The 4,222-nt window shown below is 63.7% G+C and carries 3 protein-coding genes; all 3 read left to right on the top strand.

Annotated features, from left to right (window positions below):
• Nucleotides 1-169: 169 nt before the first annotated feature.
• From acs to NW844_RS12295, 3 genes are read left to right on the top strand one after another with little or no spacing between them, the layout of a single operon-like run.
• Nucleotides 170-2,128, top strand: coding sequence for an acetate--CoA ligase (gene acs, locus NW844_RS12305; RefSeq protein ID WP_414336040.1), 1,959 nt, complete (start codon nt 170-172; stop codon nt 2,126-2,128).
• Nucleotides 2,129-2,185: 57 nt separating this feature from the next.
• Nucleotides 2,186-3,406: a cysteine desulfurase family protein gene (locus NW844_RS12300; protein ID WP_414336038.1), complete on the top strand. Its 1,221-nt coding sequence runs from the start codon at nt 2,186-2,188 to the stop codon at nt 3,404-3,406.
• A gap of 33 nt (nt 3,407-3,439) precedes the next feature.
• Nucleotides 3,440-4,039 carry a CPP1-like family protein gene (locus NW844_RS12295; protein ID WP_414336036.1) on the top strand — a complete coding sequence of 200 codons (600 nt, stop codon included), beginning with the start codon at nt 3,440-3,442 and terminating at the stop codon, nt 4,037-4,039.
• Nucleotides 4,040-4,222 lie beyond the last annotated feature (183 nt).

The raw sequence follows: 4,222 nt of genomic DNA, 5'->3' as shown, positions 1-4,222 counted from the left end.
TTTTCAAGTAATTTCAAGAGTTCCCCTCTCCCTTTGGGACAAGGGCCGGGGATCGATCCCTTGCTCTACCCCTGCTGGGGTAGGTATCCTATTCCCACCCCCCTCCCGTCGTTCCTTGTAGGGAGCCGCGGCGCGGTTGGGATCCCTTGTCTGTACCGGTCTTGTCGCCATGTCTCAACCGGCCCTGGAGTCGATTCTGCAGGAAAAACGCCTTTTCCCGCCGCCTCCCTCGTTTGTGCAGCGGGCTCGCATCACCCCTGAGCGCTACCAACAGATTTGCCAAGAGGCGGAAGCGGATCCCTTGGGGTTTTGGGAGCGGCTGGCACAGCAGGAATTGCACTGGTTTCAGCCTTGGCAGCAGGTGTTGCACTGGGATCCGCCCCAGGCGCAATGGTTTGTGGGGGGACAGCTCAACCTCAGCTACAACTGCCTGGATCGCCATTTGGACAATGGCCGCCGCCACAAGCCCGCCCTCATCTGGGAGGGGGAGCCGGGGGACACTCGCACCCTGACCTACGAGCAGCTCCACCGCGAGGTCTGCCGCTGGGCCAACGGCCTCAAGTCTCTGGGCATTCAAAAAGGGGATCGGGTGGGGATCTACATGCCGATGATCCCGGAGGCCGTCATGGCCATGCTGGCCTGTGCGCGGATCGGGGCAGCCCATACGGTGGTGTTCGGCGGGTTCAGCGCCGAGGCCCTCAAGGAGCGGCTGCGGGATGCGGAAGCCAAAGTCGTCATTACCGCCGATGGGGGCTGGCGCAAAGATGCCATCGTCCCCCTCAAGCCCCAAGTGGACTTGGCGCTGGCGGAAGGGGTGCCCAGCGTCGAAAAAGTCCTGGTGGTGCAGCGGACAGGACAAGCTGTGTCGATGATCCCGGATCGAGATATCTGGTGGCATGAGCTGGCCCCCAGCCTAGAAGAAGCCTGCCCCGCCGAGCCGATGGACGCGGAGGCGATGCTGTTTATCCTCTACACCTCCGGCACCACCGGCAAGCCCAAAGGCGTTGTCCACACCAGCGGCGGCTACAACCTCTACACTCACGTCACCTGTCAGTGGATCTTCGATTTGCAAGAAGAAGACATCTACTGGTGTACTGCCGATGTTGGCTGGATCACGGGCCACAGCTACATCGTCTATGGCCCCCTCTCCAATGGTGCGACGGTGTTTATGTACGAGGGGGCGCCCCGACCTGCTAAACCCGATTGTTTCTGGGAGCTGATCGCCCGCCACCGCATCTCGATTTTCTACACCGCCCCCACGGCAATCCGGGCTTTTATGAAAAGTGGCGACGCCCTGCCCCGCCGGCATGACCTCTCCTCGCTGCGGCTGTTGGGCACCGTGGGCGAGCCGATCAACCCGGAAGCCTGGATGTGGTACTACACCGTCATCGGCAGTGGGCGCTGCCCGATTGTGGATACCTGGTGGCAGACCGAAACCGGCGGCATTATGATCTCGCCCCTGCCGGGAGTTACACCCACCAAGCCGGGATCCGCCACCCGCCCTTTCCCGGGCATTGCGGCAGATGTGGTCGACATGGAAGGGAACCCGGCCCCAGAAGGGGGTTATCTGGTGATCCGCCGTCCCTGGCCGGGCATGATGCGCACCCTTTACAAAGATCCGCAGCGGTTCCGCTCCAGTTACTGGGAGCGGATCCCACCCAAGGATGGGCAGTACTTCTACTTTGCCGGGGACGGCGCCCGCCGGGATGAAGATGGCTACTTTTGGGTGATGGGCCGGGTGGACGATGTCATCAATGTTGCCGGCCACCGTCTGGGCACGATGGAATTGGAATCGGCGCTGGTCTCTCACCCAGCTGTGGCGGAGGCAGCGGTGGTGGGGCGACCGGACGAGATCAAGGGAGAGGCGATCGTGGCTTTTGTCATCTTGGCGGAGGGCTACGGGCCGGGCGAAGCGCTGCGCCAAGCGCTGATGCAACATGTGGTCGAGGAGATCGGAGCCATCGCCCGCCCCAGCGAAATTCGCTTCACCGAGGCGCTGCCCAAGACCCGCTCTGGCAAGATCATGCGCCGCCTGCTGCGGCAACTGGCTGCCGGCTCCGGCATCAGCGGCGATACTTCTACTCTGGAAGACCTGGGGGTGCTGGAACGGCTGCGGCAAGGGGTGTGAACTGCCAACGCGCCGGCACTAAGATGGGGACATCGAGTCCTGGGTTGTCAAGCTCGCATGTCGCCTCTGGATCCCGCACTTTACTTTGACCACAGCGCCACCACTCCGCCTCGGCCTGAGGTGATCGAGGCTATGGGGCTGGCGATGCAGGAGAGTTGGGGCAACCCCTCCAGCTTGCATGGGTGGGGAGAACGGGCGGCCATGGCCATGGAACGGGCGCGGCAGCAGGTGGCCGAGCTGCTCAACTGTGAGCCGGAGACGCTGCTGTTTACCTCTGGCGGAACGGAGTCCAACAACCTGGCCCTGTTTGGGGTGGCGCAGCGCTACTCCACTCCCCAGCATCTCATCATCTCCAGCGTCGAGCACGCCTCGGTGGAGAATGCCGCCCGTCGGTTGCAGGCCCAGGGCTGGGAGGTAACCCGTCTGCCGGTGAACTCCGCCGGCCAGGTGGATCCCCAAACCTTGATCCAGGCGTTGCAGCCCAAGACCGTTCTGGTCTCCATCGTCCACGGCCAGAATGAGGTGGGATCCCTGCAGCCGATTGCCGAGCTGGGCCGCCTCTGTCGCCAGGCTGGGGTGCTCTTCCACACCGACGCGGTGCAGACGGCGGGGCGGATCCCCCTGGATCTGGCGCAACTGCCTGTAGACCTGCTCTCCCTGTCTGGGCATAAGCTTTACGGGCCGCAGGGGGTGGGGGCGCTCTATGTGCGCCCAGGGGTGGAGCTGCAACCGTTGCTGCGGGGGGGCGGGCAAGAACGGCGGCTGCGAGCCGGCACCCAAGGGATCCCTGCCATTGTCGGCCTAGGGGTGGCGGCGGCTTTGGCAGCCCAAGAGCTGGAGCGGGAGACGGCCCGCCTGCGGCAGTTGCAACGGCAGCTGGCCCAGTTGCTGGCCTCTGTGCCGGGTTTACGGCTGATCGGCCCCTCGGATCTGGAGCAACGCCTGCCCCACCACCTCAGCTACTGCACTGCCGCGATCCCGGGGCACGTGCTGGTGAGGGAGATGAGCCGCCAGGGAATCGCCATCAGCGCCGGCTCTGCCTGTAGCAGCGGCCAGCGGATCCCCAGCCGTATCCTTTTGGCCATGGGCTATTCCGAGGTCGAGGCCCTGGGATCTATCCGCCTCAGCCTGGGCAAGGCCACCACCCAAGCCGCGGTTGAGCAGGTGGCCCGCTCCCTGCAGGCTCTCCTCCGCTCTGCTGCTGGATCCCTTGAGGAGAAGGCAACCCAACCCCTGCCGTCGGCTCCTGCCGCTGAATTGGCGGCTGGGTTAAGGTGATAGAGAGTTACAGGGCTGGTCGTCATGGCTGAGATGAGTCCGTATCAGGTCTTAGGGGTCAGCGAAGAAGCCTCCTTTGAGGAGATCCAATCGGCGCGGGCCCGGCTCCTGGCCAGCTTGGGTGCGGATGAACAGCAGCAGGAGCGGGTGGAACAGGCCTACGACGCCATCCTGATGCAGCGCCTGCGCCTGCGCAAGGAGGGCAAGATCGCCGTCCCCGACCGCATTCGCTACGCCGAACAACGGGCTAGCCGTCCAGAGACAGAACCGAGTTTGACCCGTCCTGCTGCCCAAAATCCCCCCTGGATCAGCCGTTGGCTGGATAGCCCTTCTGCCCCGGATGTGCTCTGGCCCGCCGTGTTGCTGGGAGGGCTGGTGGGTTGGGTTGTCTTGGCCCCTGATGAGTATCCCTCCCTGCAACTGGCGCTGGGGCTGATGACCTGCATCTATTTCCTGTACCGCAAGGAGCGCCGCTTCCTTCGCGCTTTTCTCTTGGCGCTGGCAGGACTGAGCCTAGGACTGATGTTGGCCTACGGCATTGCCCTTCCCCTCACCGGCGGCGATGCCCCCGGCGCCCTGTTGGTGGGGATCACGTTTGGGGTGATGTGGCTGATAACCAGCTTTTTGCGCTAGTTGGGGAGCTTCAGGTATACATTTGTGCTGCCTGTCCATTCAAGTCGTTCCAAGCCGGCTTGAGATACAGCCACTTCAAACAGCAACGAAACGGTTCGTTACGTCGTTCCCTAACTCCCCTCTCCCTCAGGGAGAGGGGTTGGGGGTGAGGGCCCTGAGGGAGAGGGGTTGGGGGTGGTCGCG

It is taken from the genome of Synechococcus sp. H55.2, from assembly GCF_047462495.1.
In the GTDB taxonomy this organism is placed as follows: Bacteria; Cyanobacteriota; Cyanobacteriia; order Thermostichales; family Thermostichaceae; genus Thermostichus.
This window is presented reverse-complemented; position numbering and strand designations above follow the sequence as displayed.

Coding starts and splice junctions, on each gene's coding strand:
- NW844_RS12295 (WP_414336036.1), top strand. CDS start 3,440: ATGAGTCCGTATCAGGTCTTAGGGGTCAGCGAAGAAGCCTCCTTTGAG.
- NW844_RS12300 (WP_414336038.1), top strand. CDS start 2,186: ATGTCGCCTCTGGATCCCGCACTTTACTTTGACCACAGCGCCACCACT.
- acs (WP_414336040.1), top strand. CDS start 170: ATGTCTCAACCGGCCCTGGAGTCGATTCTGCAGGAAAAACGCCTTTTC.